The 25,712-nt window shown below is 69.0% G+C and carries 19 protein-coding genes and 1 pseudogene; 15 read left to right on the top strand and 5 right to left on the bottom strand.

Features of this window, described 5'->3' with window-relative positions; genetic code table 11:
* Nucleotides 1–148 precede the first annotated feature (148 nt).
* The 3 genes from ACSYGO_RS43005 (at nt 149) to ACSYGO_RS42995 (ending at nt 4,489) form a co-directional block, all read left to right on the top strand.
* Nucleotides 149–1,033, top strand: a complete 885-nt coding sequence (locus tag ACSYGO_RS43005; RefSeq protein ID WP_426675182.1) for a LysR family transcriptional regulator — start codon at nt 149–151, stop codon at nt 1,031–1,033.
* Between the two features lie 113 nt (nt 1,034–1,146).
* Entirely contained in the window at nt 1,147–1,953 is an 807-nt protein-coding gene (locus ACSYGO_RS43000) for an MBL fold metallo-hydrolase (protein WP_460390054.1), read from the top strand.
* A 424-nt stretch (nt 1,954–2,377) separates the two neighbouring features.
* Nucleotides 2,378–4,489, top strand: a complete 2,112-nt coding sequence (locus tag ACSYGO_RS42995; protein ID WP_460390053.1) for an AfsR/SARP family transcriptional regulator — start codon at nt 2,378–2,380, stop codon at nt 4,487–4,489.
* A 95-nt stretch (nt 4,490–4,584) separates the two neighbouring features.
* Here ACSYGO_RS42995 and ACSYGO_RS42990 read toward each other — a convergent pair whose 3' ends face one another.
* The gene (locus tag ACSYGO_RS42990; protein WP_432175220.1) at nt 4,585–5,106 is read right to left on the bottom strand and encodes a sigma-70 family RNA polymerase sigma factor; all 522 of its coding nucleotides are present in this window, start codon (nt 5,104–5,106) and stop codon (nt 4,585–4,587) included.
* 890 nt (nt 5,107–5,996) lie between these two features.
* Between ACSYGO_RS42990 and tatA the strand changes: the two genes are divergently transcribed.
* The 3 genes from tatA to ACSYGO_RS42975 all read left to right on the top strand — a co-directional run bounded on the left by tatA (nt 5,997) and on the right by ACSYGO_RS42975 (nt 10,235).
* Nucleotides 5,997–6,242: a Sec-independent protein translocase subunit TatA gene (gene tatA / locus ACSYGO_RS42985; RefSeq protein WP_432175221.1), complete on the top strand. Its 246-nt coding sequence runs from the start codon at nt 5,997–5,999 to the stop codon at nt 6,240–6,242.
* Nucleotides 6,243–6,968: 726 nt separating this feature from the next.
* Nucleotides 6,969–8,906, top strand: a complete 1,938-nt coding sequence (locus ACSYGO_RS42980; RefSeq protein ID WP_460390052.1) for a multicopper oxidase family protein — start codon at nt 6,969–6,971, stop codon at nt 8,904–8,906.
* Nucleotides 8,907–9,554: 648 nt separating this feature from the next.
* The gene (locus ACSYGO_RS42975) at nt 9,555–10,235 is read left to right on the top strand and encodes a serine hydrolase (RefSeq protein WP_460390051.1); all 681 of its coding nucleotides are present in this window, start codon (nt 9,555–9,557) and stop codon (nt 10,233–10,235) included.
* 82 nt (nt 10,236–10,317) lie between these two features.
* Here ACSYGO_RS42975 and ACSYGO_RS42970 read toward each other — a convergent pair whose 3' ends face one another.
* Nucleotides 10,318–11,061 carry a TetR/AcrR family transcriptional regulator gene (locus ACSYGO_RS42970; RefSeq protein ID WP_460390050.1) on the bottom strand — a complete coding sequence of 248 codons (744 nt, stop codon included), beginning with the start codon at nt 11,059–11,061 and terminating at the stop codon, nt 10,318–10,320.
* 91 nt (nt 11,062–11,152) lie between these two features.
* Between ACSYGO_RS42970 and ACSYGO_RS42965 the strand changes: the two genes are divergently transcribed.
* Together ACSYGO_RS42965 and ACSYGO_RS42960 are read left to right on the top strand one after the other, a co-directional pair.
* Complete coding sequence (locus ACSYGO_RS42965) at nt 11,153–12,664, top strand: GMC family oxidoreductase (protein ID WP_460390049.1); 1,512 nt, start codon at nt 11,153–11,155, stop codon at nt 12,662–12,664.
* Between the two features lie 133 nt (nt 12,665–12,797).
* Nucleotides 12,798–14,075, top strand: coding sequence for an ATP-binding protein (locus tag ACSYGO_RS42960; protein WP_426675191.1), 1,278 nt, complete (start codon nt 12,798–12,800; stop codon nt 14,073–14,075).
* A gap of 3 nt (nt 14,076–14,078) precedes the next feature.
* On the opposite strand, the gene ACSYGO_RS42955 is transcribed toward ACSYGO_RS42960, so the two are convergent.
* Nucleotides 14,079–15,593: a flavin-containing monooxygenase gene (locus ACSYGO_RS42955; RefSeq protein WP_460390048.1), complete on the bottom strand. Its 1,515-nt coding sequence runs from the start codon at nt 15,591–15,593 to the stop codon at nt 14,079–14,081.
* A gap of 125 nt (nt 15,594–15,718) precedes the next feature.
* Here ACSYGO_RS42955 and ACSYGO_RS42950 point away from each other — a divergent pair, with 125 nt between their 5' ends.
* Together ACSYGO_RS42950 and ACSYGO_RS42945 are read left to right on the top strand one after the other, a co-directional pair.
* On the top strand, nt 15,719–16,963 hold the full coding sequence (locus ACSYGO_RS42950) for a PucR family transcriptional regulator (RefSeq protein ID WP_460390047.1): 1,245 nt from the start codon (nt 15,719–15,721) through the stop codon (nt 16,961–16,963).
* A 447-nt stretch (nt 16,964–17,410) separates the two neighbouring features.
* Entirely contained in the window at nt 17,411–17,929 is a 519-nt protein-coding gene (locus ACSYGO_RS42945; RefSeq protein WP_432175229.1) for an allene oxide cyclase barrel-like domain-containing protein, read from the top strand.
* 360 nt (nt 17,930–18,289) lie between these two features.
* On the opposite strand, the gene sigJ is transcribed toward ACSYGO_RS42945, so the two are convergent.
* The gene (gene sigJ, locus ACSYGO_RS42940) at nt 18,290–19,171 is read right to left on the bottom strand and encodes an RNA polymerase sigma factor SigJ (RefSeq protein WP_460390046.1); all 882 of its coding nucleotides are present in this window, start codon (nt 19,169–19,171) and stop codon (nt 18,290–18,292) included.
* Nucleotides 19,172–19,824: 653 nt separating this feature from the next.
* Here sigJ and ACSYGO_RS42935 point away from each other — a divergent pair.
* The 5 genes and pseudogenes from ACSYGO_RS42935 to ACSYGO_RS42915 all read left to right on the top strand — a co-directional run.
* Nucleotides 19,825–21,006: a metal-dependent hydrolase family protein gene (locus ACSYGO_RS42935; RefSeq protein WP_426675196.1), complete on the top strand. Its 1,182-nt coding sequence runs from the start codon at nt 19,825–19,827 to the stop codon at nt 21,004–21,006.
* Nucleotides 21,007–21,204: 198 nt separating this feature from the next.
* On the top strand, nt 21,205–21,909 hold the full coding sequence (locus ACSYGO_RS42930; protein WP_460390045.1) for a hemerythrin domain-containing protein: 705 nt from the start codon (nt 21,205–21,207) through the stop codon (nt 21,907–21,909).
* Nucleotides 21,906–22,907: a pyridoxamine 5'-phosphate oxidase family protein gene (locus ACSYGO_RS42925; protein ID WP_460390044.1), complete on the top strand. Its 1,002-nt coding sequence runs from the start codon at nt 21,906–21,908 to the stop codon at nt 22,905–22,907. Before ACSYGO_RS42930 ends, ACSYGO_RS42925 begins: the two co-directional genes overlap by 4 nt.
* A gap of 151 nt (nt 22,908–23,058) precedes the next feature.
* Nucleotides 23,059–23,565 carry an RrF2 family transcriptional regulator gene (locus ACSYGO_RS42920; RefSeq protein WP_432186344.1) on the top strand — a complete coding sequence of 169 codons (507 nt, stop codon included), beginning with the start codon at nt 23,059–23,061 and terminating at the stop codon, nt 23,563–23,565.
* A 121-nt stretch (nt 23,566–23,686) separates the two neighbouring features.
* Nucleotides 23,687–24,088: pseudogene (locus ACSYGO_RS42915) on the top strand (alpha/beta fold hydrolase); the annotation flags it as partial.
* Here the strand turns inward: ACSYGO_RS42915 and ACSYGO_RS42910 are convergent.
* Nucleotides 24,078–25,568, bottom strand: a complete 1,491-nt coding sequence (locus ACSYGO_RS42910; RefSeq protein ID WP_460390043.1) for an esterase — start codon at nt 25,566–25,568, stop codon at nt 24,078–24,080. The pseudogene ACSYGO_RS42915 and the gene ACSYGO_RS42910 sit on opposite strands and share 11 nt — an antisense overlap.
* Nucleotides 25,569–25,712 lie beyond the last annotated feature (144 nt).

Genomic DNA, 25,712 nt, shown 5'->3' with positions numbered 1-25,712 from the left:
CTCACGTGTCGCCGAAGGCGCCACAGCCGTCCGCGAGGGCCCCGGGTCGTACGTGTGACGCACACACGTGACGTTAGACAGCGCGAGAGGCCTTGTGAAATGCCGATTAGGCTGGGTCCATGCGCGACAGGCATCGATCCACCGAGGGGTGACCGAGGTCGTGGATGTCGAACTGCGTCACCTACGGGCATTCGCCGCTGTGGCACGCGCCCACTCCTTCTCCGGCGCCGCCCAGGAGCTGTTGATCACGCAGCCGGCCCTCAGTCGCACGATCGCCCAGCTGGAGGGCGCACTGAGCGTCCGCCTGCTGGACCGCACCTCACGGCAGGTCGAACTGACCGACGCCGGGGCCGAGTTCCTGGTGCATGTGGAGCGTGTCCTCGCCACCTTCGAGCAGGCCCTGGAAGCCGCACGCCGCATGGTCACACTCCGGCTCGGCTTCAGCTGGCTGCTGCCGGATCCCTGGGCGCAGCAGACCGTGGACAGCTTCGAGGCGGCCACCGGCGCGTCCGTCACCCTGACCCGCACCGACGATCCCGTGCAGGCCCTGCGCCAGAGTGCCGTCGATGTCGCGCTGGTCCGTGGCGACATGCCCCTGCCCCGACCCATAAAGGTCGTTCACCTGTACGACGAACCACGCATCGCCGTATGTGCCAGGCAATGCGCGCTCGCCGAACGCGGCCGGTTGGACTGGACCGAGGTCCAGCAGTGGCCCCTGGTCGTCAACACGGTCAGCGGGACGACCGGCCCCGGATCCTGGCCGGCGGAACAGCGCCCGAAGAGGATCGTGAAGACCGCCAATTACGACGAGTGGGTGGAGACGGTGGCCGCCAACCGAGGCATAGGCATCGTTCCCGAAGTGGCGCGACGTCGCACCAGGCACCCGGCCCTCCGTTTCGTGCCCCTGACCAACGCGCCTCCGGTGACGGTCGGCCTCGCCCATCTGTCGAACGGCCCCCGCACGCTCATTCGCCGTTTCCTGGAAGCGGGTGTCGCGGCGGCACACACCGGGACGACGGCCACGCGCGAGTGACCAGCGTCGATGTCCGCACGGCATGGATGCCTCACCGAAGGCATTTCCCCGGCTCCGAACGGATCATTAACGTGAATGCGTCCACAGCGATGGAACGCTCAGCGAAGGTGGCAATGACGAACAGAGAGCTGTCCCGGCAGGACTGTGCGGTCACCGTGCTCGGCGGCCCCACTGCCGTGATCGACATCGGCGGCCTGCGCCTCGTCAGCGATCCGACGTTCGACGAACCCGGTCCGCACGGGTACCTGACCAAGACAGCGGGACCGGCTGTCGACGAGAACGCCCTGGGCTCCGTCGACGTGGTGCTGGTCAGCCATGACCAGCACCCGGACAACCTCGACGAGCGGGGGCGGGCGTTCGCCGTAGCGGCCCCTCTGGTCCTGGCGGGCCCGCTCTCCGCTGCGCGGCTCGGCGAACGGGCCGTCGGTCTGGCCCCCTGGACGAGCCACCCTGTCCCACGCCCGGACGGCCGCGGCGACCTCACCGTCCTCGCGGTCCCGGCGGTGCACGGACCCGAAGACGGAGAGCGTGACGCCGACGGCAACGTCAACTGCGAGGTCACCGGGTTCGTCCTGTCCGGCCAGGGCCTTCCCACGCTCTACATCAGCGGCGACAACGCCTCCATCCGCACGGTGGCGGAGGTCTCCCGCCGGGTCCCTGACATCGGTGCCGCGCTGCTCCACGCCGGAGCGGCCCGCGTGCCGGCGAAGTTCGACGGACGGCCGCTGTCCATGGACAGCCGTCGTGCCGCCGCGGCGGCAGCCGTGCTGGACGCGGACGTCGTGGTCCCCGCCCACTACGACGGCTGGACCCACTTCTCCGAAGGGCGCGCCGACCTGGAGCTCGCCTTTCACGAAGCCGGACTGTCGTCGCTCCTGCGCAGCGCCCCGCACGGTTCCTGGGTGGCTCTGCGCCCCTGACGCGGAACCGGAGAAGACCGCGGGGCACATTCCGCCACTCTCCTCATTGACGAGGAAACCAACGCAGAATCTACTTGACTCGCCAATTAGTATGATGCCCGTACCGAGATGTCCCGGAGAGCGACCACACGCCGGCACCCACTGCTGCCCCTTTCTCCACCGTATCGACTTCTTCACCGCATCGACGCACATCGGCGTGCGCCGGTCGTGCGGCACTCTGAAGCCGGCCCGTCGTGACACCCGCTCGCGGCATCGGGGCCCTGCGACGGGCCGTGGCTGCCGCGATCTCCGGCGGACGTGACTGCACCGGTCAAGGCCTCGCGCGTGCCTGGTCGTTCGTGCCACGGAGCCGCTCTTCCCGGTCGTGACCATGGCGGTCCACGCACAAGACAGCACAGTGAGACGTGAGGAATGACGGCGGAACATGGATGCGACAGTGCGGTACTCCATCCTCGGCACCGTGCGCGCGCTTCGCGGTGACACCGAAGTCGACTTCGGCCCTCCGAAGAGGCTCTCCCTGCTCTCCCTGCTGTTGCTGCGCGCGCCCGGTCCCGTCTCACTGAGCGACGCCGTGGACGTCCTGTGGGACGACGAACCACCCGCCAGTGCCGTCAATGTGGTGCACCGGCACATCGGTGCCCTCCGCAGGATCCTCGAGCCGGGTCTGCACAGCAGGACCGACGCCGCGCACCTGTCCCGCGCCGCCGACGGCTACCGTCTCCAGGTCGACCCGTCGACCTCCGACCTCCTGCGCTTTCGTGACCTCCGCGCGCAGGCACAACTCGCCCTCAAAGACGGCGACGCCGCGCGGGCCGCCCAGGTCCTCGCCGAGGCCCTTGCCCTCTGGCGCAGTCCCGTGGTCGCCGAAGGCACCTCCGTCGCCCGGCACCCGGTGTTCACTTCCGTCGGGCACGAATATGTGGCGACGGTCAAAGAGGCCGCCGATGTCGTACTGGCCTCGGCTCCGACACTGACGGAGGACGTACTCGCAGCCCTGCGGCGTGCCGTGGAACGTCACCCGTTCGACGAGGCCCTCCACGCGCGGATCATCTCCGTCCTGGCCGCCACCGGTCGACGGGCCGAAGCCCTGCGGCAGTTCGAGGCCGTGCGCCATACTCTGGCCGACGAGCTCGGCGTCGAGCCCGGACCCGGCCTGAGAGCCGCCCGGCAGCGCCTCGAACACAGCGCGCTCTCCAGAGCCACGGGCAGGCCCACGGACCGGGCAGACGCGGTCGGGACACCGGCTCATCTGCCGCCCGAATCCGTGTCGTTCGCCGGCCGCCAGGAGGCATTGAAACGGTGCCTGGAGCTTCTGCCGCGAGAAAGCGGCAACGAGTCCGCCGCTTCCACCGTCGTCCTGTGCGGGATGGCGGGCGTCGGGAAGACGACCCTGTCCGTGCACTGGGCCCACACCGTCGCCGACCGCTTCCCCGACGGACAGGTCTACGTCGACCTCCAGGGGTACCACTCCTCGCACCCACCGCTCGACCCGGCCCGGGCCATGAGGACGGTGCTCGACGCACTGGACGTCGGCCGGAGCGGGACCAGCGACGACACGGCACTCGACTCCGTCTACCGACGGGCACTGGCCGGACGCCGACTGCTGATCGTCCTGGACGACGCCCGTGACTGCGAACAGGTCCGCCCGCTGCTGCCCACTGCGCCGGGATGTCTCGCGATCGTCGCCAGCCGTCGGCGACTGGAGGGTCTGGCCGTCACCCACGACGCGCACATCCTCACGCTCGAACCGATGACGGTGCCGGAGGGACTCCAACTCCTCGAACGACGCCTGGGCCCGGAGAGGATCAGGACCGAACACGGCTCGGCCGAGGAGATCGTCGAACTGTGCGGCGGGCTCCCGCTGGCACTGGCCGTGGCCGGCACACGAGCCTTGTCACGGCCGGGGTTCTCTCTCGCCGCGCTCGCGTCCCAACTGCGGGGCAGCCTGGTCGCCCTGTCGAGCCAGGACGCCTCCACGGATGTCCGCAGCACGTTCCGGCGTTCCTACGAAGGGCTCACCGCCGGGGCGGCGACGCTCCTGCGCCTGCTCGCTCTTCACCCCTCGCGTGACATCACGCTGAATGCCGCCGCCAGTCTGGCCGGAACAGACCTGCGTACGACGATGGAGGGCATGGCCGAGTTGGTCGATCACCATCTGCTCGTCGAGCCGGCCCCGGAGCGGTACACCTGCCACCATCTGCTCCGCGCCTGGGCGGCGGAGCTGAGCGTGACGCTCGACGCGGCCGGCGTGCGGTCCCAGGCGCGTGCGCGGATGTTCGAGCACTACCTGTACAGCGCTGATGCCGCGAACGCCCTGCTCGCGCCGGAACGCAGTACGGTGATCCTGCCGCCGCCGCGGCCCGGAGTCCGGCCGGAGACGTTCTACGGACGCGCCGACGCCGCCGAGTGGATCACCGCCGAACGGAAGCTCCTGCCCGCCCTCGTCCAGGGGACGAGCTCTTCCCGCCGGCGCGAGACGCTCCGGCAACAACTCACCTGCCCGCTCGACATGTCGCCGCGCCCGGGAGGCCGTTGAGGCCCAGCACCGCATGGCGGACGACCGAAGGGCTCGGCCTGTTCTGTGGTTCGAGGTGGCACGGAACTCCCAGCCGCGCGACGTGTCGCGTCGATTCAGGCGACCGCGTCGACGTGGAGCGCCCTACGGAGTTTGCGCAGGGCGTTGTGCTGACGGGATTTCACGGTTCCCGCAGGTATCCCGAGGATGGCGGCCGTCTCCTTGATGGTGCGGTCGCACAGATAGAGGTGGACCAGAACCGCCCGGTGTTCCGGCGACAGCCGCCCCAGCGTGGGACGGGCAACCATGGCGTGGTGCACCGCCTCGATGTGATCGGTGCCCGCCGAGGGTTCGCTGTATGTGCCTCCCACAACCTCCCTGCGCGTATGCGGTTTTCTCACCCAGTCCACGATCAGGTGACGGGTGACGGTGAACAGCCACCCTTTCACCGAGCCTTCCATCCCGAGGAGTCGGTCCATGTTCCGCCATGCCCGGATGATCGTCTCCTGCACGACGTCCTCGGCGAGCGCACGGTCGCCCAGCATCCTCTCCGCATACGCGACAAGCCCGTTCCGATGCTCTCTCATGATGAGCCCGAGCAGTTCCGGACAAGTCGTTTCCGTGGGGGGCGTAGCCATCGTCTTCTGAGCCGTCCTGGTTCGCTGTCACAACGGCGGAGGCCGGATGCAGCCTCTGCACGCGCACTGTAGGCACGGGCGGGTGTCCGAAAACTGCCGCTTTTGTGACGTCGGCGAGGTGCGCCGAGTCCCTGGTGTGTCGCCGCACGCAGTCATGCTCAGGATCAAGACCGGTAGGAGGGCGAGGAGCATACCCCTCGGGCCGCTCGGCAGAAGACCCTGCGCACAGCGGGCGACGAACACCGGGCGGCGCGGTGAACATGTGACCCACAGCGGCCACCGGTTCGTGTTTCTTGCGAGGAAAGCGTCGGCGCCGCAGCGCTCGTGCGCTGGACATGTCCACCGGCGACGGAGCCTTTGGTCAAGCGTGCCCGACGACTGGAGCACCGTGTCGAGTTCGATCGCCGCTCCCGCTTCCGGGGGCCGAGGTCGACCAACACCCGCGGTCGGCGGATGCCGGGCTCCGGGCGCGCCCCCTGACCAGCGCGCCGAGCCACCGCGCCCGTTCATCCCAACGTCCCGGGCGAGAGCGCGATGGCCGGTGCGGTCGAGCGGAGCCTGTCCCGTCACGCGTCGCATCGGTGGCAGTCCGCCGGTGGGCCGGGTGACACCCGCGTACATGGGCTGACCGTCGGCAGTGCACGGAGGACGCGCCCGTGTTCGGGCAGACCGTGAACATCTTGGCCCTGTCCACTCGTGTTGTCTGTGTCGGGTCTGTTCGGTCGGCGGAGCGGCTGCGGAAGTTCCGTGGCCGCTCCGCCGGAGGGGCCTTCTCGACGTCACACCATGTGATCGGTGCCCAGGGCTCCGTTGCAGGGCAGGGCAGACCGCCCGCCCTCATGAGGTGCTCTGACTCCGTGCGTGTACATGCACTCAGACAGGAATCGCCCATGTTCGGAAAACTCGGAGCGCCCGAGATCGTGCTGCTCCTCGTCGTGATCGTCCTCCTCTTCGGCGCAGGACGACTTCCCGATGTCGCCCGTTCCCTCGGACAGTCGTTGCGGATCATCAAGCGTGAGACCTCGACCCTGCGCGAGACAGAGCCGGCCGACACGACGAGCTCTGCCCGGACCGCTCCCGGCCTACGGCTCGTGCCCGACGACGCACGGGCGGGCGCCGACACAGGCGACCGCTGACCGACACATGTGCGGGCCGAGGGGAAGGGAGGTGTCGCCCTCATGCGCCCCGTCGGCCGGTGCGATGTGCAAATGAGGCGATGTGCGAGTGGGGCCATGCGCGAGTGGGGCGATGTGACCGCTCAGGTGGCCAACGTATGAACGAGCGACCTCCACCGAGTGGACTACCACCGGCCGCGTCGCCGGAACACGCGTACGACCCACACGACTTCCGCACGATGTTTGCACAGTCAAGTTTCTTATGATCTACTTCTCTGGCCAGAGTGAAGCACGGGAATGTCACACCACCCCGAGGTCACGACTGCCGACGCCGGTCCGATGGACCTGCGCAGCCGGATCCGGTCACCCCCTTCACCACCTCCCAGTCAACCGGCCCGCATCGCATGACGGGGTGCAGGCTTGAACCGGTGGCTCCAGTCGATCCTGTGAGATCCGGTCATGCCGCCACCCGGCAAGGGCCGTGGGAGGGCCCACGCGTCTCTTCCGCCGTCGCCACGAGCCAGAACGGCGGGTCGGGACAACAGGCGAGGACGGAAACCCTGTGGGCGGGTCGACCACCTCGCGGAACTCTTCTCTCCGCACAAGGCGCCTCTTCCGCGTCCCGTGCGTCGCCGAACCACACCCTTGAGGCCTCGACGGTCTCGGAGAGGTGCGTTCGTGCGCCTCAACCTCCGAGTTAGGACGAAGAATCACATGACAGGCACGACCAGGCGGTCCCTTTTGGGCATGGCAGGCTTCACCACAGCCGCCGTCGCCGTGGCCGGTACCGGAATCCTCAAGGCGAACGGAGCCGAGGACGGCAAGGTGCTCACCGCCGGCGTCATCGACGGCGTGAGCAAGCCGGCGTTCTCGACGCTGGCTCCCTTCACGGATCCGCTGCGCATACCTCCGACCCTGCGCCCCGCGGGCAAGGGCGTCACCGAGATCGATCTCGTCGAGGCAACGCTGCGCCTGCACTCCCAGATGCCCGCCACCCGCCTGTGGACGTACGAGGGACACTTCCCCGGCCCGACCATCGAGGCACGCCGGGGACACAAGTTCCGGGTCGCGTGGAGCAACAAGCTGACGGGCACCACCCCCGTCAAGGCGGTCTGGGTCCATCCCGAAGGCCCTGGACCAGGCCTGCTGCCCTACAACCGTCCGGGATCCGAGGGCTCGTTCCCGCGACCCGAGGTCGACAAGCTCACCGCCTGGACGACGGTGCACCTGCACGGCGGACACCAGAACGCCCTCAACGACGGTGCGGCCGAGTACGGAGTCGGGCCCGGCAGCGCGCAGTTGGCCGAGTACGCGAACGACCAGGCAGCAGCGCACCTCTTCTACCACGACCACGCCATGGCGGTCACCGCACTCAACGTGACGGCCGGCCTGATCGGCAACTACCTCGTCCGCGACAAGGAAGAGTCCCGGCTCGACCTGCCGCACGGCGACTACGAGGTTCCCCTGACCATTCAGGACGCCAACTTCGACACCGACGCCCAGGGGCGCCTGAACGGGCAGATCCTCTACAAGAGGATCATCGGCGGACACGACGCTCCCGAGCCCGGCACCCTGCCGCCGGCGCTGGCCACCCTCAGCCCGTTCACCATGGTCAACGGTGTGGTCTGGCCGTTCCTCGACGTGGAGGCGCGGGCCTACCGCTTCCGCGTGGTGAACGTCTCGGACGCTCGTGTCTACCGGCTTGTCGTGGTCGACGAGGAGACCGGCAAGGCCGTGCCGGGCGCGATGAAGCTGATCGGAACGGATCTGGGCCTGCTGGGCAAGCCGCACACGATAGAAGAGGCCGTGACGCTCTCCCCCGCGGAGCGCGCCGACATCGTGATCGACTTCGCCGCATTCCCCGGCAAGCGGCTGAAGCTCGTCAACTCCATCCCGGGCCAGCAGCCCGGAGCGGCCCTTCCCGACTTCATGATCCCCTTCCCCGAAGTCATGCAGTTCCGTGTCGGCAAGAAGCGGCACCCTCGCCAGTCCGTTCCGACAACGTTGTCAAGCTCCTTCCGCAACCTCAAGGCCGAGGACGTCCCCTCGGACGCCACCGAGCGCTTCGTCCTGCTGACCTTCGACAAGACCGGAGCGATGCCTCAACTCTGGGAGATGCAGGAGGTGCCGGGGGACACGACGTCCGAGGACGGCGTCGTTCAGATCGAGATGTCGGGCAAGACCCGGACCCTGCGCCGTACCGGTGCCATGTTCGAGGACACGACCACCTTCTTCGCCGCGTCCGGCACATGGGAGAAGTGGCACTTCGTCAGCGTCGGACCGCCGGAGGTGCCGATCTACCATCCGATGCACATCCACCTGATGAACTTCCAGGTGATCGACCGCCGTTCCGCGGACGGGTCGGGGATGGACCCCGCCGCGGGACGGACGACGAAGCCGATCACCCTCGGCGGGACGGTGCCCGTCGCTCCCGAGGAGTCCGGCTGGAAGGACACCATCACCGTGAACGCCAACACCCTCGTCACGGTGGCCGGACGTCTCGCGAAGCAGACCGGCAAGGTGATGTACCACTGCCACATCCTGTCCCACGAGGACGAGGGGATGATGCGACCCTTCGTGATCATGCCCGCGGCCGTCCACGAGATCCACGCCATGTCGATGGACATGAACGGATCCATGGGCATGCGGCACAAGAAGGGCAGTCACTCCGGCATGAAGATGTGACGCCGGTCCGGCACTGCCGCGTGCGTGGCCCGCATCGCGGCTGAGCCTCCGCTCGGCGGCCACGGTCGCGGGTACGGCGCCGCCGGGTTCGTCCCCGCACCCGTCTCCGGACCGGTGCGGGGCCGGACGGGCACCGCAGGATGTCCTCTCCCCGCATCGGGGGCCGCGGCGCCGCGGCGCACCCCGACACGGTCGACCCGAATCCCGCTCGGCAGCATGCCGAAGAGGCCTGCACTCGACGCCCTTCCAGCCCCTTCCACGGCCGTCCGTGGCACCCGACCGCCGCGGACCCTTTCGTCCACCCACTCAGGCGCCATCGACGGTGCAAGGAGATGACCACGCATGTCGGATTCGCACCCGAACGACATCGAGACCGGACGTGCGATCCCGGCCGGTCACCGCCCGACCCGGACCGAAGTACGGCGGCTCAGACGGGTCAAGAGGCGACGTCTGACAGGGGCGGCGGCCGCCGGCGCCGTCCTGGCAGGCGCCGCCGCCTTGTGCACGGCACGCTGGCCGAGCCCCTCGGACGGGGGCACACCGACAGCCCCCACCGGACAAGCAACGGCGTCCGCTCCCGCCCCGCCCGGGTCTGTGGACCTCGCGTCGGCGCTGGCTCCTGTCACGTCCCATCTCGGCACCGGCACCATGTCGGTCGCACTCCTGGACCCGCAGAGCAACAGATGGGCCGAGTACGGCAGGGGCATCTTCGACACCGCCAGCATCGTCAAGGTGGACATACTCTCCACACTGCTGCTCCAGGCCCAGGACGCGGGGCGGGACTTGACCGCCCGGGAGCGCAGCCTCACGACCGCCATGATCGAGAACAGTGACAACGACGCGACCAGCGCGCTCTGGTCGGCCATCGGCAGAGCATCGGCACTCGACAAGGCCAACACGCGTCTCGGCCTACGCGAGACCACGGGGGGCGAAGGCACCGTCTGGGGCCTCACCCAGACCACCGCACTCGATCAGGTCCGCTTGCTGGCCGCCGTGTTCGGTGACAGATCGCCGCTCCGTTCCGCGGCACGGGCCTACATCCAGCACTTGATGTACCACGTCGCGCCGAATCAGGACTGGGGCGTGTCCGTGGCAGCGGATCCGGGACGGCCCACCGCCCTCAAGAACGGCTGGTTGCAGAGGAGTCAGAGCAGCAAGTGGGACATCAACAGCATCGGCCGGATAGTGAAGGACGGCAGGGTCTTCTATCTGGCCGTCCTGCTGAACGGCAGCAGCACCCAGGAGATCGGCATCAGCCTGGTGGAAAAGGCGGCGCGCTCCGCGGCCGAGGCGCTCGCCAGGACACTGGCCGCAGGAGTCACCTCTTGATCGGCGCTCGGCCTGAGGCGGACGGCCCCCTCCGTCCCAACGGCGCGGGCCGGCGACCGGAGAAGGCCATCTGTGGTGTTCGTCAGCCAGTGGCCTGCGGGACGTCGGCGAGGCGGTTGAGCAGCTCCTGCAGGAGCAGCTTCTCCCCTGGGCTGAGGGGCAGTTCCCCTGCTTCGGCCAGCACGGCACGCAGTCCCATGGCCGCGGTGGCCGGACCGGCGTCCTTCGTCGTGGGCGGGGAATCCGCCGGCGGCGCGGTGATGGCGTCGAAGACGAGGTCGCGTGTCACGACGGCCGTGTCCAGATCACGGGCCTCGGGGGGTGTGCTGTTCATCGTGGAGACCACGCCCACGCCCGCGGCGTGCATGACGGCCGTGGCCCGCTCGACGCTCATGCGCAGCCGGCCGGCCGCGGCGACGCGGGTCATCATGCGCTGCAGTTCCGCGACGGCCTCGCGGCCGGCGCGCGACAGGTGACCGGAGCGCGCCTGCCCGAAGACCAGGACGTAGTAAGCCGGTTGCGTCAGCCCGAACTCGATGTGCAGGTCCCAGGCGAGGCGAAGGTCCGCGACCGGGTCGTCGCTCTGCGGAATGCGGCTCTTGGCCTGGAGATACGTTTCGAAGCCGTGTTCGCCCACGGCCTCCAGCAGGCCGTCCTTGTCCCCGAAGAGCCGGAAGATCGTCGGCGGGAACACACCGGCACGCGTCGCCACGGCGCGGGTGGACATGGCGTCCAGCCCTTCCTGTTCCAGCACATCGGCGGCGGCGAGGACGATCTTGCGTCGAAGCGTCGCCGCCGTCCGGCCGTCCACCACATCAGCAGTCATGAATCAACGGTATCAAAACCGGTGAATCACCGATTCGAACCAGTGTTACGCTCAAATCGCTTCCACCGATTCAGACAGGGATGGAACCGCCATGTCATCACAGCCTGTGTACGACTACATACTCGTGGGCGCCGGAACCGCGGGGTGCGTGCTCGCCGCCCGGCTGACGCAGGACGAGAACGCCCGCGTCCTCCTCCTGGAGGCCGGTTCGTCCACGCTCCCCGACGCGGTCGCCCAGCCGCCGGCGTGGCCCTCGCTGGCCGCCTCGGAGGCCGGCTGGGGTGACATGACCGTGGCGCAGCGCGCCTCCGGCGCCCCGGTGGCGCTTCCGCGGGGCAAGGGCCTGGGCGGCTCCACCGCGATCAACGCCATGGTGTTCGCTCGCGGCCACCACACCAGCTACGACAGCTGGAGCGAGCACGGCGCCAAAGGCTGGACGTACGACGACCTGCTGCCCTACTTCCAGCGCAGCGAGACCGCCGTCTGCGGCGGCGTCGGCCGCGGGACGAACGGACCGCTGTTCGTCGGCCCGGCCGCCGAGCCGAACGAGGTCCTGCTCGCCTGCCTCGACGCGGCGGTCGAATCCGGGCACCGCCGGGCCTTCGACATCAGCGGCGGCCGAGAAGAGGGCTTCGCCCCGGTGGACCTCAACATCGTCGGCGGACGCCGCCAGAGTGCCGCCGACGCGTATCTCACCCCGGTACGCAACCGCCCCAACCTGGACGTCGTCACCGACGCCGTCGTACACCGTCTGCTCTTCGACGGCACTCGCTGCACCGGCGTGGAGTACGGCGCACGGGGCCGCGTCCGCACCGCGACGACGACCGGTGAAGTGGTGCTCACCGCCGGGACGATCGGATCGGCGCAGCTGTTGCTGCGCTCCGGCATCGGCCCCGAGAAGGACCTCCGACAGGCACAGGTCGACGTCCTCCACACACTTCCCGGCGTCGGGCAGAACCTGCACGACCACCCGCGGGCCAACCTCGTCTTCCACGCACAACGCCCGGTGCCCATGGCGCGCAACAACCACGGCGAGATCCTGGGCCTGCTGCGCAGCACACCGGAGGCGGACGGACCGGACCTGCAGATCATCTTCATCGACATACCGGTTCCCAACCCCATAGCCCCCGTGGCGAACGGCTTCACCATCGGTGTCTCCCCCATGCGCCCGGCCAGCCGCGGCACACTGCGCATCACCTCGGCCGACCCCTACGCACCACCCGTGATCGACCCCAACTACTTCTCTGCGGAACAGGATGTCCGGACCGTGCTGTCCGGCATCACGACAGCGCGCAGGATCGCCTGGTCCTCCGCCCTCGCCGAATGGGGAATCGAGGAGGTCAGCCCGGGGCTCGACGCCGTGGACGCGGAGTCGATCAGCGACTACGCCCGCAGGAACTTCGGGTCCTACTGCCACCCGGTGGGCACCTGCATGATGGGAGAGGACGAGATGTCCGTCGTCGACTCGGCGCTGCGCGTCCGCGGACTCGACGGCCTGCGCGTCGCCGACGCCTCCGTCATCCCCTCCATCCCGTCCAACAACACGAACGCCACGGTGTACGCGATCGCCGAGCGAGCGGCCGATCTCCTGCACGACGCCTGACACCGCGCACCGGCGGCGGACCGGACTCGCTTCCCGAAGCGTGGCGGCGTCGAGGCGACACTTGTCCGTTCGTCACTCGGCGCCGCCACGGGGAGAATGGGATGCGAGCCCCCACCCGAGTGAGGTGGTGACGATGCCCGTATGGCATCTGCGCGACTATCACGACGACGACCTCGATCAGGCCATCCAGATCTGGGACCAGAGCCGCCGGACCGACGAGGACCGGGTGTTTCCGGTCTCCGAGGTCATGGCGGCCGCCAAGGCGGGCCAGACGGCGGTGGTCGCGGTGGTCGGCGACGAACTGGTGGGCATGGCCGTCGCGCAGGCCTCCGGCAAGCGTGGGTGGATTCTCCTGGTGGCACTGGCCTCGCGCTGGCGTGAACGGGGCATCGGCAGTGCCCTGCTCGCCGAGCTGGAACGACGACTGCGGGCGATGGGCGTACGCCACATCAGTGCGCTGCTGCCCGCCCACGCCGCGGGGACGAGAGCTCTGGAGAACTGCGGATACCAGTCCCGTGACGGTCTCACCTACTACGAGAAACTCGAACCGCCCGGCACCGTCAATGCCGGCGTCCTCGATGCGCTCGGCGGCCGTATGCTGCCCGACGGACTCTGGGGCACCATGGCCGGCATGGAGCGGGAGAAACAAGTCGTCGAACGACGTGTGGTGCTCCCGCTGACCGAACCGGCACTGGCGGACCGTTACGGCGTCGTCCCACCCAAGGCGATCATTCTCTTCGGGCCACCCGGCACCGGAAAGACCAGCTTCGCCAAGGCGGTGGCGTCACGGCTGGGCTGGCCGTTCGTCGAACTGTTCCCTTCCCGGCTCGCCGCCGACACCAGCGAAGGACTCGCCGCGGCACTGCGTGAGGCGTTCGCCGACCTGGCGGAACTGGACTCGGTGGTGCTCTTCATCGACGAGGTGGAGGAGATCGCCGGCGTGCGGTCGGGCAAGGCGGTCGATCCCGGTCACGGCGTCACCAACGAACTGCTCAAACTCATCCCTGTCTTCCGAGAACAGGACGCGCGGCTGCTGGCCTGCGCCACCAACTCCGTTCGCTCACTGGACGCGGCGTTCCTGCGGCCCGGCCGGTTCGACTACGTCATCCCGATCGGCCCACCGGACCAGGTCGCGCGTGAGGCCATCTGGAGCCGCTATCTGATGGCCTCGTCCGATGAGGTCGACCTCGGCCAACTGGTCGAGGCCAGCGAGATGTTCACACCGGCCGACATCGAGTTCGCCTCCCGCAAGGGAGCTCAGGCGGCGTTCGAGCGGGAGGTCACACATCGCCAGGGCCGACCGGCGACCACCGAGGACTACATGACCGCCATCGCCGACACACGGCCGACGCTCACGGCACAGGCGATCCAGGAGTTCACCGAGGACATCGAGAAGTACAGCCGGCTGTGAGCGTCAGCGGCCCGCGGCCGGCGCCGTGGCGCGGGATGCCTCGATCCGTGAGAAGTGCAGTTCGGGATCGACGACACTGTCGGCGCGCAGCAGTTTGACGTCCGAGTGGTAGTCCATCGACGTCAGCCACGGCATCCGGTCGCCCTGCCGGGGCAGTTGGTGGACCGCGCGCCGGATGTAGCCGGCGGCGAAGTCGAGGAAAGGCCGGGTCTCCATCGCCGGATCGGCCACTTCGGGGCGGCAGATGTCGTGGCCGGCCGCGTCCATGTGGGCCAGCAGTCGGCAGAAGTGCTCACACAGCAGACCGACCTTCAGCGTCCAGGAACTGTTGGTGTAGCCGATCGAGAAGGCCAGGTTGGGAATCCCGGAGAGCATCATGCCCTTGTAGGCGACGGTGTCGGGCAGGCGGATCTCCTCGCCGTCGACGGTGACCGCGATGCCGCCGAACGCCTGCACGTTCAGTCCGGTCGCGGTGACGACGACATCGGCCTCGAGTTCCCGGCCGGATTCAAGCCGTACTCCGTCCTCGGTGAACGTGGTGATCCGGTCGGTGACGACGGAGGCCTTTCCGGCGGCGATGGCCTTGAACAGATCCCCGTCGGGTACGGCGCACAGGCGCTGGTCCCAGGGGTCGTACGGCGGGTTGAAGTGTTCGTCGAGCGGATAACCGTCGGGCAGCTGCTTCGCGTTGGCCCACCGGATGAGCCGGCGTGCGGCCTTCGGGTGGCGCCGGCAGAAGGACCAGACGAAACGCTGCTGGGCGATGTTCTTGCGCCGGGTCAACGCGTAGCCCCGTTCGGGCCCGAGGTACTTCTTCAAGGCGTTGGCGATCACGTCCTTCTTCGGTACCGGCAGGATGTACGACGGGGTCCGCTGCAGCATCGTCACGTGCGCGGCGGTGTCGGCCATCGCCGGCAGCAGTGTGACCGCGGTGGCGCCGCTGCCGATCACCACGACCCGCTTGCCGGCGTAGTCCAGGTCCTCGGGCCACTGCTGCGGGTGCACGATGGGGCCGCGGAAGCGCTCCCGACCCTCGAAGTGCGGGGTGAACCCCTCGTCGTAGCGGTAGTACCCGCCGGCGCAGAACAGCCAGGCACACGTCAGGGTCGTCCGCTCGCCGGTGTCGGCGCGCTCGATGTGCACCGTCCACCGTGCCTGGCCGGTCGACCAGGACACCGAGAGCACCTTGTGGTGGTAACGGATGTGGCTGTCCAGGCCGTTCTCGGTGGCGGTCTCGCGCAGATACGTCAGGATCCGTGGCGCGGAGGCGATGGATTCCTCGTCGCGCCACGGCTTGAACTCATAGCCGAAGGTGTGCAGGTCCGAGTCGGACCGGATGCCCGGATAGCGGAACAGGTCCCAGGTACCGCCGGAGGCGGCCCGCGCCTCCAGGATCGCGAAGGTCTTCGAGGGCAGTTCGGTCTTCAGATAGCGACCGGCCCCGATACCGGAGATCCCGGCGCCGATGATCAGGACGTCGAGATGCTCGACGGCGGGCGAAGCTGAGGCAGCAGACATGGGCGACGACTCCAGACGACGAGGTGCGGCCCGACCATGGTGAAGCCCGGGCGACCGAGCGGCCAGTCGCGAACTGCACCAGATGGACCCTCCTGCGGTGCACTGTGCACCGCTAGTGTCGTCGCATGCCGCTGTGGAACCCGCCGTCACCCCAGGTACGGGAACTGATGCGCCAGGGCGCCGAGATCGCGCTGAATCCCAGGCCCGAGTGGCTCGCCGAACTCGACGCGGCCACGCTCTCCGGTCAGGCGCAGCAGGTCGCCGCGGATCCGGTGCTCGCCGCCGGGACACGGCGGACCAATCGGTCCAACCTGCTGTTCTGGGCAGCCTGCAACGTTCGCGCCCCTGGCGAACCGGTGCCTGCGAACGACGGCGACGCCCCCTTGGCCATCGCCCGCGACCTGGTGCGACGCGGCCTCGACGAATCCGCGCTCGACTCCTACCGGGTGGGTCAGAGTGTCGCCGTGCGGATGTGGACACAGATCGCCTGCTCGCTCACCACCGACACCGAGGAACTGCGCGAGCTGCTCGACGTGTCACTCCGGTCCATCTCCGCCTTCGTCGACGACACCGTCGCCGCCATCGCCGCACGCATGCACGTCGAGCGCGGCGAGCTCACCCGGGGCACCCATGCCGAGCGCCGCGAGATCGTGACCCTGCTGCTGGACGGCGCGCCGATCACCCAGCAGCGCGCCCAGGCACGACTGGGCTATGCCCTGGAGCCGACGCACACCGCAGCCGTCGTCTGGGCCGACGATCCCGCGGCCGATCTCCATCAACTCGACCGCGCCGCGGACGCCCTCGCCGCCGCGGCCGGTCAGACGCCGCCGCTGAGCGTCCTCGCCAGTGCCGCGACCCGCTGGGTGTGGGTCCACGGCCGTCCCGACGCGGACCATGTGCGGGACGCCCTGGCCGGCCTGCCCGCCGTACGCATCGCGCTCGGCTCGCCCGCTCCGGGCGTCGACGGCTTCCGCCGCAGTCATCTCGACGCGCTCACCACGCAGCAGATGCTGGCCCGCCTGTCGTCCGTTCAGCGCCTGGCCTCGTACGACGAGGTCGAACTCGTCGCGCTCCTCACCCAGGACCCCGAACACGCCGACCGCTTCGTCAACCGCATCCTCGGCGACCTGGCAACGGCACCGGCCGACATCACCGACACGGTACGGGTCTTCATCGCCGAACAGTGCAACGCCTCCCGGGCCGCGACCCGCCTCTTCACCCACCGCAACACCCTGCTCCGGCGTCTCGCCCGCGCCGACCGGTTGCTGCCGCGCCCGCTCGCCGGGCACACCCTCGAAGTGGCGGCCGCTCTCGAAGTCCTCCAGTGGCACGGACGAGACGCGCGCAACCAGTCGGGAGCGTCGGGCTGAGCCGCTGCTCTTCGGCAACGGCTCGCCACACCTGTGGAACCGTGGCGCCGCCTGCACTACACTTAGGAGCACATACTCCTATATACTCATCGACAAGGGTGGATATTCCGGTCCGGGTCTCCCTGGGCTCCACCTCCGGCGGTCGGTCCGACGCCACGCCTCGGTGCGCACGACCACGCCCGGTCACCCCGAAATCCTCTTGAGCACTTACTCACACCGTCCGGGCGCGAGGCTTCACACATCACATCGAGCCTCGTTTCCCGTAGGACGGTTCGGAGGCCTGAATCAATGCGTCACCTGTTTGACAGGTGACGAATGCTTATGAAACTGTCGAAGCATCTACCCGAACAAGGGCTGTTTCGCGAGTCGGCCGAAGCGCCCCTATCCATCGGGACCCGATAGTGCATTCTGTCGCTATCGCATCTATTCACCACTGAACGGAGACGCATGATGCAGAACATTCTCAAGACCAAGAAGGGGCGTTACCTGAGTGCGGCCGCCGGTGTGGCCACGGCACTCGCCGGCGGCCTCACTCTGGCGCCCTGGGCCTCGGCGGACACACCGACTTCCATCAGCGCTCCCGCGGCGAAGCACAGGGCCGAGACCTTCGAGCTGGTCGGCAAGCAGACCGCGAGCGCGGAAATAGATCTGGGCCAGAAGGGCGCCAGTATCGGCGACCAGAACGTCGTCCACGAAGACCTCTATCGCGACGGCAAGAAGGTCGGCGATCACAGCGCGATCTGCACCATCACCCGCGTCAATCCGACGGCGCTCCAGTGCCTGGGCACCTTCTCCCTGCCTGAGGGACAGTTCGCCGGACAGGCGCTGCTGCACCTGCCCGCCCCGTCCTACGTCGACGTCGGCATCACCGGCGGATCGGGCAAGTACAGCAATGCCTCGGGCTTCATTCGCACCATTCCCGCCGGAGTCACGGAGAGGCACTTCACCGTACATTTGAACGGTTGATTGCGGAAGAACCAGCAGCAAAGGCCGGATCTCCGGGAGCCGATCCGGCTGCGGTAACCGTCTGGGACCGGCCTGCCATCTCCCGTTGCCATTGGGTGAACCGGCGGGCCGGTAAGCCGGAATGGGGGTGTCTTTCGCGGGCGCAGCCAGCCCTCGAAGGCGAGATTTTTCACCTTATTGATGAGTCAAGGTCACCACCATTTGAACAGGTGATGACGAACATCGTGTGGCTTGCCCCGAGACGTCAGCCCGCACCATGCCGGGCCGACTGCCGTCGATGACCTCCCATGCCCGGCAGATACGGCTGAACAGGCGCAAGTCCCATACCAGCGCGGACGAGCAGATGTGCGGCGCGAGGTGTCACACGTGCGCGAGCTTCTCCGGGTTGAGGACCCTGCGGTAGGCGGCGATCAGGCCGTCCTTGATCTCCAGCGTGTCCACGGAGACGACCCTCCCGTCCCGACGCAGCAGGAGCGCTGATTCGCCTCCGACCTCGACGACCTCGATGCTGTCCGGGCGCCACCGGCGCCCCACTCGTACCATCACCATGGCGATGCGCGCGCCGCCGTGGATGGACTTGCGCGCCGCGGCGAGCTTGCCGCCACCGTCGCTGACAAAGACGGCATCGGGGTGCAGGAGGCGAACCAGCCCGGCCATGTCCCCCGCTTCGTAGGCATTGCGGAACGTGGTGACCAGGCGCTCGCGCTCCGACCGGGAAGCACGTGGCGTGCACTGCCTTGCCGCGGCCACCTTCCGCCGTGCTCGTGAGGCGAGTTGGCGGGCGGCCGCCGCAGAGGCGCCCAGCACATCGGCGATCTGGCTGAACTCCAGACCGAAAACATCGTGGAGGATGAACGCCACACGCTCCGACGGCTTCAGTTCCTCCATCACCAGCAGCATCGCCGACCCGACGGATTCGTCCACCAGCACCGGCTCCGAAGCGTCCGGCCCCGTCAGCAACGGCTCCGGCAACCACGGCCCGACATAGGTTTCCCTGCGGACGCGGGCCGACTTGAGGATGTCGTACGACCGTCGCGCGGCCACCGTGAGCAGCCACGCCCGGAGGTCACGGACGTCGCGCAGGTCCGCTGTGGCTGCCCGCAGCCATACGTCCTGGGCCACGTCCTCGGCATCGGCCACGCTGCCGAGCAAGCGGTACGCCGCCCCGAAGACGGCGGGCCGATGCGTTTCCCACTCCTCCTCCAGCACCCCACGCTGCCTGGGCACATGCATCCCGTCCATCGACGCAGCCTCCTCCGCTCTCGCCGATGCTCGGGTGAGCCCTCATGCACCGCGAGTGCAAATCTAGATATTTTTTATCCAGAATCTTGGGAACAAAATGTCCGCACCTCACACCCTTCGGCGACCCGTGCGAACTCTTCGCGCCACACCCGGTACTCAGCGCGGCGCGATGAATCGTGGGTCGCGATCCCGGCACCCGAGGGCGGGAGGGCTGCCTGTCGGGCGCGGAGAAGTCTCCACGCTTGATGTTCTGCACCTTACCAGGTTAGGAGTACATGCTCGTAACTGAAGGACGGCACGGGCACAGCGGGCCGGAACCAGGCCCCCTTCTCCCGGTGATCAACGGTGGCCGCGGCAGCCTCCGCTCTGGCCCGACCGGCGAGACCACGATCTACGACTGGACCGTCACCGGCCGAAACGCCGCAGGTCGGGGCTGTCACACCTGGGCAGGCCACCTCGTCTACCTGACGCGAGTCGAACCCCGCTGACGGGCCCGCGACCGGACCTTCGACGTGGGGTGTGCATGCCCCGGGTCCTTACGGAGCAAAGGCGCATGTCGGCGGGTCGGCCAGGCCGGTGCAGCCGCGGATCTCCACCGCCCGGTACCGGCCGGAGCACCGCGTGACACACGCTTTCCGATGGGAGATATGCCGATGAATTCCTTTGCCCTCCATGCCGGTTCGATGTTCGACGGATTCAGTCTGTCGGGCCCCTCCACTGTGTACGTGTCGGGGGACCGCATTGTGCGCGTGGACCGCACCGGGGCGCTGCCCACCGACGGCAGCCAGGTCATCGACCTCGGCCGCTCGGCCTGTCTGATGCCCGGCCTCATCGACACCCACGTCCACCTTGCCTTCGACGCCGGCCCGGACCCCGTGACGTCCTTGGCCTCGGCCTCCGTCAGCGAGTTGCTGGTACACATGCGGGCTGCGGCCCGGTCCGCACTGCTGGCCGGGGTCACCACCGTGCGCGACCTCGGTGACCCCGGCTATCTCTCGCTGACCCTCGTGGAGGAGATGTCCGGGCACCCGGAGCTGGGCCCGGAAATCCTGGCTGCCGGACCTCCGCTGACCACGCAGGGCGGCCACTGCCACTTCTTCGGCGGTGAGGTCGAGGGCGCCGAAGCGCTTCGTGCGGCCGTCCGCGAGCGCCACACCCGCGGCTGCGCCGTCATCAAGATCATGGCCAGCGGCGGCCATATGACACCCGATTCGGTGGCACCGCACGCGTCGCAGTACGGCTTGGCGGACCTGCGTGTCGTCGTGGACGAAGCACACCGCCTCGGGCTGCCGGTGGCTGCCCATGCTCACGGCATTCAGGCCATCAGGGACGCCGTCGAAGCGGGCGTCGACAGCTTGGAGCACGTCTCCTTCCTCTCCGCCGACGGCATCGCTCCCGACCCCGACCTCATCGACACCATCGTGAGGAAGGGAACCTTCGTCAGCCTGACGCTGGGTCTGGACCCAGCCGTGGACCTGCAGATGTCCGAGGCCAAGGCGGAGTTCGTCCATGCCCTCTGGGACATCTACAGCAGCCTGCACAAGTACGGCGCCAACGTCGTCATCGGCTCGGACGCCGGTATCGGGCCCGTGAAGCCTCACAACGTACTCCCCCACGGCGTGGCCGACCTGGCCCGGCTCGGCGTCGCGCCGCTGGACGCGCTCATTTCCATGACCAGCTCGGCGGCCCGCCTGTGTCGTGTGGAGGGCCGCAAGGGCCGGATCACCGCCGGTGCCGACGCCGACATCCTGGTCGTCTCCGGCAACCCCGCGGACGACCCTGCCGCAATTCTTGACGTACAGGCAGTCTTCCGCGCCGGAATCCGCGTGCGGTGAGCCGACGTCGGTGTCGCCCGCGGCCAGGTCGAAGGGAACCGGTCCTTTGGTGACCCGCAACCCGACCCGGCGGCCGACACGGACTTCGTATCCGGCCTGTGGACTTTCGGCGGGCCACAGCGACCCGGTCGAGGGCACCGGCATGGCCGTGCACCTTTCTACCGCCCACAACACGTAGATGAAGGACGGATATTCAGCATGACAGACCTTCCTGATGAGCCCATCGCGGTCCTCGAGACCCGACTTGCCCACGACGTCCACCGCGTCGCCACCGCCCTGCTGGCGGAGGCGGCGGTTCGCCCATCGGTGCCACTGAGCGCGCTGGCACAGCTGCGCGACTTCCTCGTGGTGAACCTGCGCCATCACCACGAGAGCGAGGATGAGAACCTGTGGCCGCGGATCGTCACGGCGGCGCCGGACACCGCGCTCGCGCTTGACGAGCTGAGCGGGGACCATGAGCGACTGGACGAGGCGCTCGACCGGCTCGCCGCCGTCGCGGTGAGCGACGGCGGGGCCGACGACAGGCCCGGCGAATCGGCCGGTTCGGGAGCCGGTCGGGTTGGAGGCAGCACGGGTGACGCAGTCCGGGACGCGCTCCACCAAGCAGCCGTCGCGGTACGCGACACGGTGCACGGCCACCTGACCCATGAGGAGCCGATCCTCTTCCCCGCGCTGCGCGACCACATCAGTCCGGCGGAATGGGCGGAATTCTCGCAGCAGGTGATCGCCACCACGCCGCCCGTGGCCGGGCATCTCATGATCGGATTCCTCCACGAGGTGGGTACGCCCGCGGAGGTCGAGCTCATGCTCGCGGCCCTGGCGGAGCCGGTCCGCCCGCTCATCCCCGCGATGCGCCACCAGGCGGCCGAAGACCTGCGGATCCTGCGCGGGACCGGCTCGTGACCCCGGCCCCCGTCAGGTGGCCGGACGCGGCGGATCGCGCCATCAGGGGCGACCTCACCGTCGCGGCCGCATACATCACCCCGGCCGGGGGCGCCGTGGTCACCAGCGTCTCTCCGGTAGGCCTCGGAGACCGGGAGGCGGGCCGCGTCGGCTTCACCACCTCGCTCGGCTTCCCGAAGAAGCTGGAGCACATCCTGCGGAACCCGCACGTGTCGCTCGCCTACCACACGCGGGAGCACGGCTTTGCCGCGACCAGCCACTACGTACTCGCGCAGGGCACCGCGTCGGTCGACTTGCGACCGTCACCGCGGCGCCTCGCGGAACTGCGGCTGGCCTCAGAGCCGTTCTTCGGGGAGACCAAGCGCGGGCCGATCTGGGACTGGCTGTTGCGCGAGTATCACCAAGAACGCGTCTTTGTCGACGTCGACATCCAGCGTGTCGCTGTCTGGCCCGACCTGACGGCCCGCGACACAGTTGCGGTCACGGGTGCTGACTGGCCGGAGATGCCGACCGGGCAGAAGCCGCCGAAGAACGGTACGGATCCGCGCGTCGACGTCTCCGCGGTCGCCCGCCAGATCCGCAAACTGCCACACCGGGTTCTGGCCTACCAGGGCGCGGACGGCCTTCCTGTCATCGTCCCGGTGGCGGTCGGTGGGTACGACGACACTGGGCTGCACCTCGACGTACCGCCGGGACTGCTGCCGCCGGGCGGGCGAAGGGCCGGTTTCCTCGCCCACGCCTTCCAACCGCAGTGCGTCGGACTCGGCATGCGAACCCTCACCGGCTGGCTGACCGTCACCGATGAAGGGGCCCGTTACGCTCCCCACACATCCAAGGGCCTGGCCGCGCCACCGTACAAGGCCCTTCTGACCGTTTCGAACGGCCTGCTGGCCAAGCACGGGCTGTGGCGCGCCCGTCGCGACGGCACCGCCGAACGCCTGCAGCAACTCACCGCAGGTGCCGTTGGTTCCGGCTCCGAGCCGCCCGACGTTCCGTAGAGGTGACACGCTCGATACGGCTCCCGGCGGGTGAACTCGCCGGGAGCCCCGGGCCAGGACCGACGTCGCAGCGTCGCCCGCCTCGGAATCCAACTGCCGAGGGTGCGGCGGCGCACCCCGCCAAAGGCCGTCGGGCTTTGCCGCGCGCTAAATGGATGTCTACTATCCAGATATGCGGACTGGTAAGGGTGTCGAGTGGGCCGTGCACACGCTGCTCAACCTGGCGTGGCTGGGCGACGGGGAGCCGGTTTCGACCGCCCAACTGGCCGCTGGTCATGACTTGTCGGCGTCCTATCTGAACAAGCAGTTGCAACAGCTGGTCAAGGCCGGGCTGCTCGAGTCGGTGCCGGGCGCGCGGGGCGGATTTCGGCTGGCCCTGCCGCTCGAGGCGGTGTCCATGCTGGACGTGGTGCTGGCCATCGAGGGAGACGAGCCCCTGTTCCGCTGTGCCGAGATCCGCCGGTGCGGCAGCATCGGGGAGCAGGTACCGGAGAGCGGCTTCAGTCGGCCGTGCGCGGTGAACAACGCCATGGCTCAGGCCGAGACGGCCTGGCGCAGGGCGCTGGCCGAGCAGTGTCTCGCCGATGTGCAGGCGACGGCTGTGGCACACACACCGGCCTTGGCGTCGTACGTGAAGCGCGGCATGGGGCACGACTGAACCCACGTCCGCACTGTGTGACCGCGCGTGTCATCCCCCGTCCTGTTCACGTCGGAGCACGGCGGGCCTGCGATCACCGTCCGGCGCAGTGACGCCGGCGACCGCCTCCACGTCCAGGCGGATGCCGGAGGGCTTCGGCTCGGTCTCCACCGCTCCCGGGCTACCGCCGGGGTTCCGAAAGACGTTCACCAGCCGGTTCGTCCGGGCCGGTGGCCTGCGTCAGCACGTCGTCATCGGAGGTGACGGCCCGCCTCTGCTGCTGGTGCACGGCTGGCCGCAGAACTGGTACGCGTGGCGCATGCTGATGCCGGCGCTGGCCCGGCACTACACGGTCATCGCTGTCGACCGGCGCGGTATCGGCCTGACCGAGAAGCCCAAGTCCGGTTACGACACCCGAACCCTCGCCAACGACCTGGTCGCGCCGATGGACACGCTCGGCCACCGGCGTTTCGCAGTGGTCGGCCACGACACCGGAATGATCATCAGCTACGCACTGGCCGCGGACCATCCGCTCATTCGTCCATCGCCGTGCCGAAGCGCGCGTCGGTGCCCGGCGCGGCCAGGGAAGCGCCGCCGTAGGACCACGATCCGCGGGTCACGATGCCGGTGGCCGCTGCGGGGAGGAGCCAGACCACGCCGTCGGCGGTGTTCTCGCCGGGTGCCGCTGCCAGCAGTTCGCAGCGGCCGTCGCCGTTCGTGTCCACGGACCTGACCTGCCCGCCGAAGCGGTCGCCTTTCTCCACCGTGCCCGGTACGCCCGCGGAATTCTGGTGGAAGGACGCCGCACCGGTCGCGGTCAGCCCGCGGGCCGAGCCCCTGAGCACCACCACGGCGCCCGCGTCCCGCACGGTTCCGATGTCCTCGCCGGGTGTACCGACGGCCAGGTCGGCGTAGCCGTCGCCGTCGACGTCGGCCAGGGACACATCGGCGCCGAATCCGTCGCCGAGTTCGCCGGTGCCCGGCACACCGGCGGTGTACTGGGCCCACACCTGTGCCGGGGTGCCGAGTTCGTCGACGTCCTCGAACCCGCCGGCGCTTCCCAGGTACACGAGGACGGTTCCGCCGGTGAGCGGCTCGTAGACGTCCTCGAGGCGGTCGGGCCTGCCGAACACGAGATCGTCGTACCCGTCGTTGTCGATGTCCCCCGAGGCGGTGGCCGGACCGCCGGGCAGGTCACGTGTGTAGGTCAAACCCGTGGCCCCGCCGGCGTACACGGCCGCGCGTCCCGTCCCGTCCTCCTCCAGGCTGCGGCCGGACACGACCAGTTCGGCGTAGCCGTCGTCGTCGTAGTCGCCCGTGGTCAGCGACGCCGGCTGGATCTTGTCGCCTCCCGGGGCGCCGGTGGTGTCGAGGCGGCCCGTCGTCTTCAGGGCTCCGGCGCCATGGGTGAACAGGGTCGCGCCCTGCCGGTCGGCGACGGCGAGCACGTCGCCGGGCGTGGCTCCGGTGAGCCGTGCCGCCGCGACGGCCAGCCCGAACGCGGCGCCGGTCTCGGGTACGGCTGCCCCGAAGGTGACACTGCGGGTCGCACCCAGTCCGTTCCGGGAACCGAACAGGACGGTCACGCGGCCCGCGCCCTTCACCGTGCCGACGTCCTCGCCCGGCGCGGCCGCGATCGCGTCGTCGTAGCCGTCGGCGTCGAGGTCGCCGGTCGCCACGGCGGTGCCGAAGCCGTCGCCGGCCTCCGCGGTGCCGGGGACACCGGGGGTGTTCTGGCCGAAGACGGCGGTACGCGCCTTGCGTGTGCCGGTGGCGGTCCCTGCGCCGTGCGCGGAGCCGTACTGGACGGTGACGTAGCCGGCGTTCTTGTGGGTGCCGTCGGTGCCGGTGGGCGCCCCGATCAGGACGTCGTCGTAGCCGTCGCCGTCGAAGTCGCTGTTGCGGTCGACGGCGTGCGTGCCGCCTGGTGTTCCCGCGACGGCACCGGGAGCCGCGGTGACGGCCGCCCCGGTCAGTATCAGGAAGGAAGCGGCGGCGACGACCGCGGAGTGCCTCTGCGTCATGGTGTGTTGTCCCTGAGGTCGCTCATGTGTTGCCTGCGACGGGTTGGACCTGCGAGAGCCGGCAACAGTTGTAACCCCCCGTAGGTCAGTGCCAGTTCGAGTCCTGCGTCGAGCAACGCGGCGGCGCCCCCGCCGACATGTGCC

It is taken from the genome of Streptomyces krungchingensis, assembly GCF_054729265.1.
The sequence above is the reverse complement of the archived record's forward strand: the minus strand, read 5'-3'. Positions and strand labels throughout refer to the sequence as shown.

Excerpts from the sequence above, each read along its gene's own strand:
- ACSYGO_RS42975 (WP_460390051.1), top strand. The coding sequence starts at position 9,555 with ATGTCGGTCGCACTCCTGGACCCGCAGAGCAACAGATGGGCCGAGTAC.
- ACSYGO_RS42960 (WP_426675191.1), top strand. The coding sequence starts at position 12,798 with ATGCCCGTATGGCATCTGCGCGACTATCACGACGACGACCTCGATCAG.
- ACSYGO_RS42935 (WP_426675196.1), top strand. The coding sequence starts at position 19,825 with ATGAATTCCTTTGCCCTCCATGCCGGTTCGATGTTCGACGGATTCAGT.
- ACSYGO_RS42995 (WP_460390053.1), top strand. The coding sequence starts at position 2,378 with ATGGATGCGACAGTGCGGTACTCCATCCTCGGCACCGTGCGCGCGCTT.
- ACSYGO_RS43000 (WP_460390054.1), top strand. The coding sequence starts at position 1,147 with ATGACGAACAGAGAGCTGTCCCGGCAGGACTGTGCGGTCACCGTGCTC.
- ACSYGO_RS42910 (WP_460390043.1), bottom strand. The coding sequence starts at position 25,568 with ATGACGCAGAGGCACTCCGCGGTCGTCGCCGCCGCTTCCTTCCTGATA.
- ACSYGO_RS42980 (WP_460390052.1), top strand. The coding sequence starts at position 6,969 with ATGGCAGGCTTCACCACAGCCGCCGTCGCCGTGGCCGGTACCGGAATC.
- ACSYGO_RS42990 (WP_432175220.1), bottom strand. The coding sequence starts at position 5,106 with ATGGCTACGCCCCCCACGGAAACGACTTGTCCGGAACTGCTCGGGCTC.
- sigJ (WP_460390046.1), bottom strand. The coding sequence starts at position 19,171 with ATGGACGGGATGCATGTGCCCAGGCAGCGTGGGGTGCTGGAGGAGGAG.
- ACSYGO_RS42945 (WP_432175229.1), top strand. The coding sequence starts at position 17,411 with ATGATGCAGAACATTCTCAAGACCAAGAAGGGGCGTTACCTGAGTGCG.
- ACSYGO_RS42950 (WP_460390047.1), top strand. The coding sequence starts at position 15,719 with ATGCCGCTGTGGAACCCGCCGTCACCCCAGGTACGGGAACTGATGCGC.
- ACSYGO_RS42955 (WP_460390048.1), bottom strand. The coding sequence starts at position 15,593 with ATGTCTGCTGCCTCAGCTTCGCCCGCCGTCGAGCATCTCGACGTCCTG.
- tatA (WP_432175221.1), top strand. The coding sequence starts at position 5,997 with ATGTTCGGAAAACTCGGAGCGCCCGAGATCGTGCTGCTCCTCGTCGTG.
- ACSYGO_RS42965 (WP_460390049.1), top strand. The coding sequence starts at position 11,153 with ATGTCATCACAGCCTGTGTACGACTACATACTCGTGGGCGCCGGAACC.
- ACSYGO_RS42970 (WP_460390050.1), bottom strand. The coding sequence starts at position 11,061 with ATGACTGCTGATGTGGTGGACGGCCGGACGGCGGCGACGCTTCGACGC.
- ACSYGO_RS42930 (WP_460390045.1), top strand. The coding sequence starts at position 21,205 with ATGACAGACCTTCCTGATGAGCCCATCGCGGTCCTCGAGACCCGACTT.
- ACSYGO_RS42920 (WP_432186344.1), top strand. The coding sequence starts at position 23,059 with ATGGATGTCTACTATCCAGATATGCGGACTGGTAAGGGTGTCGAGTGG.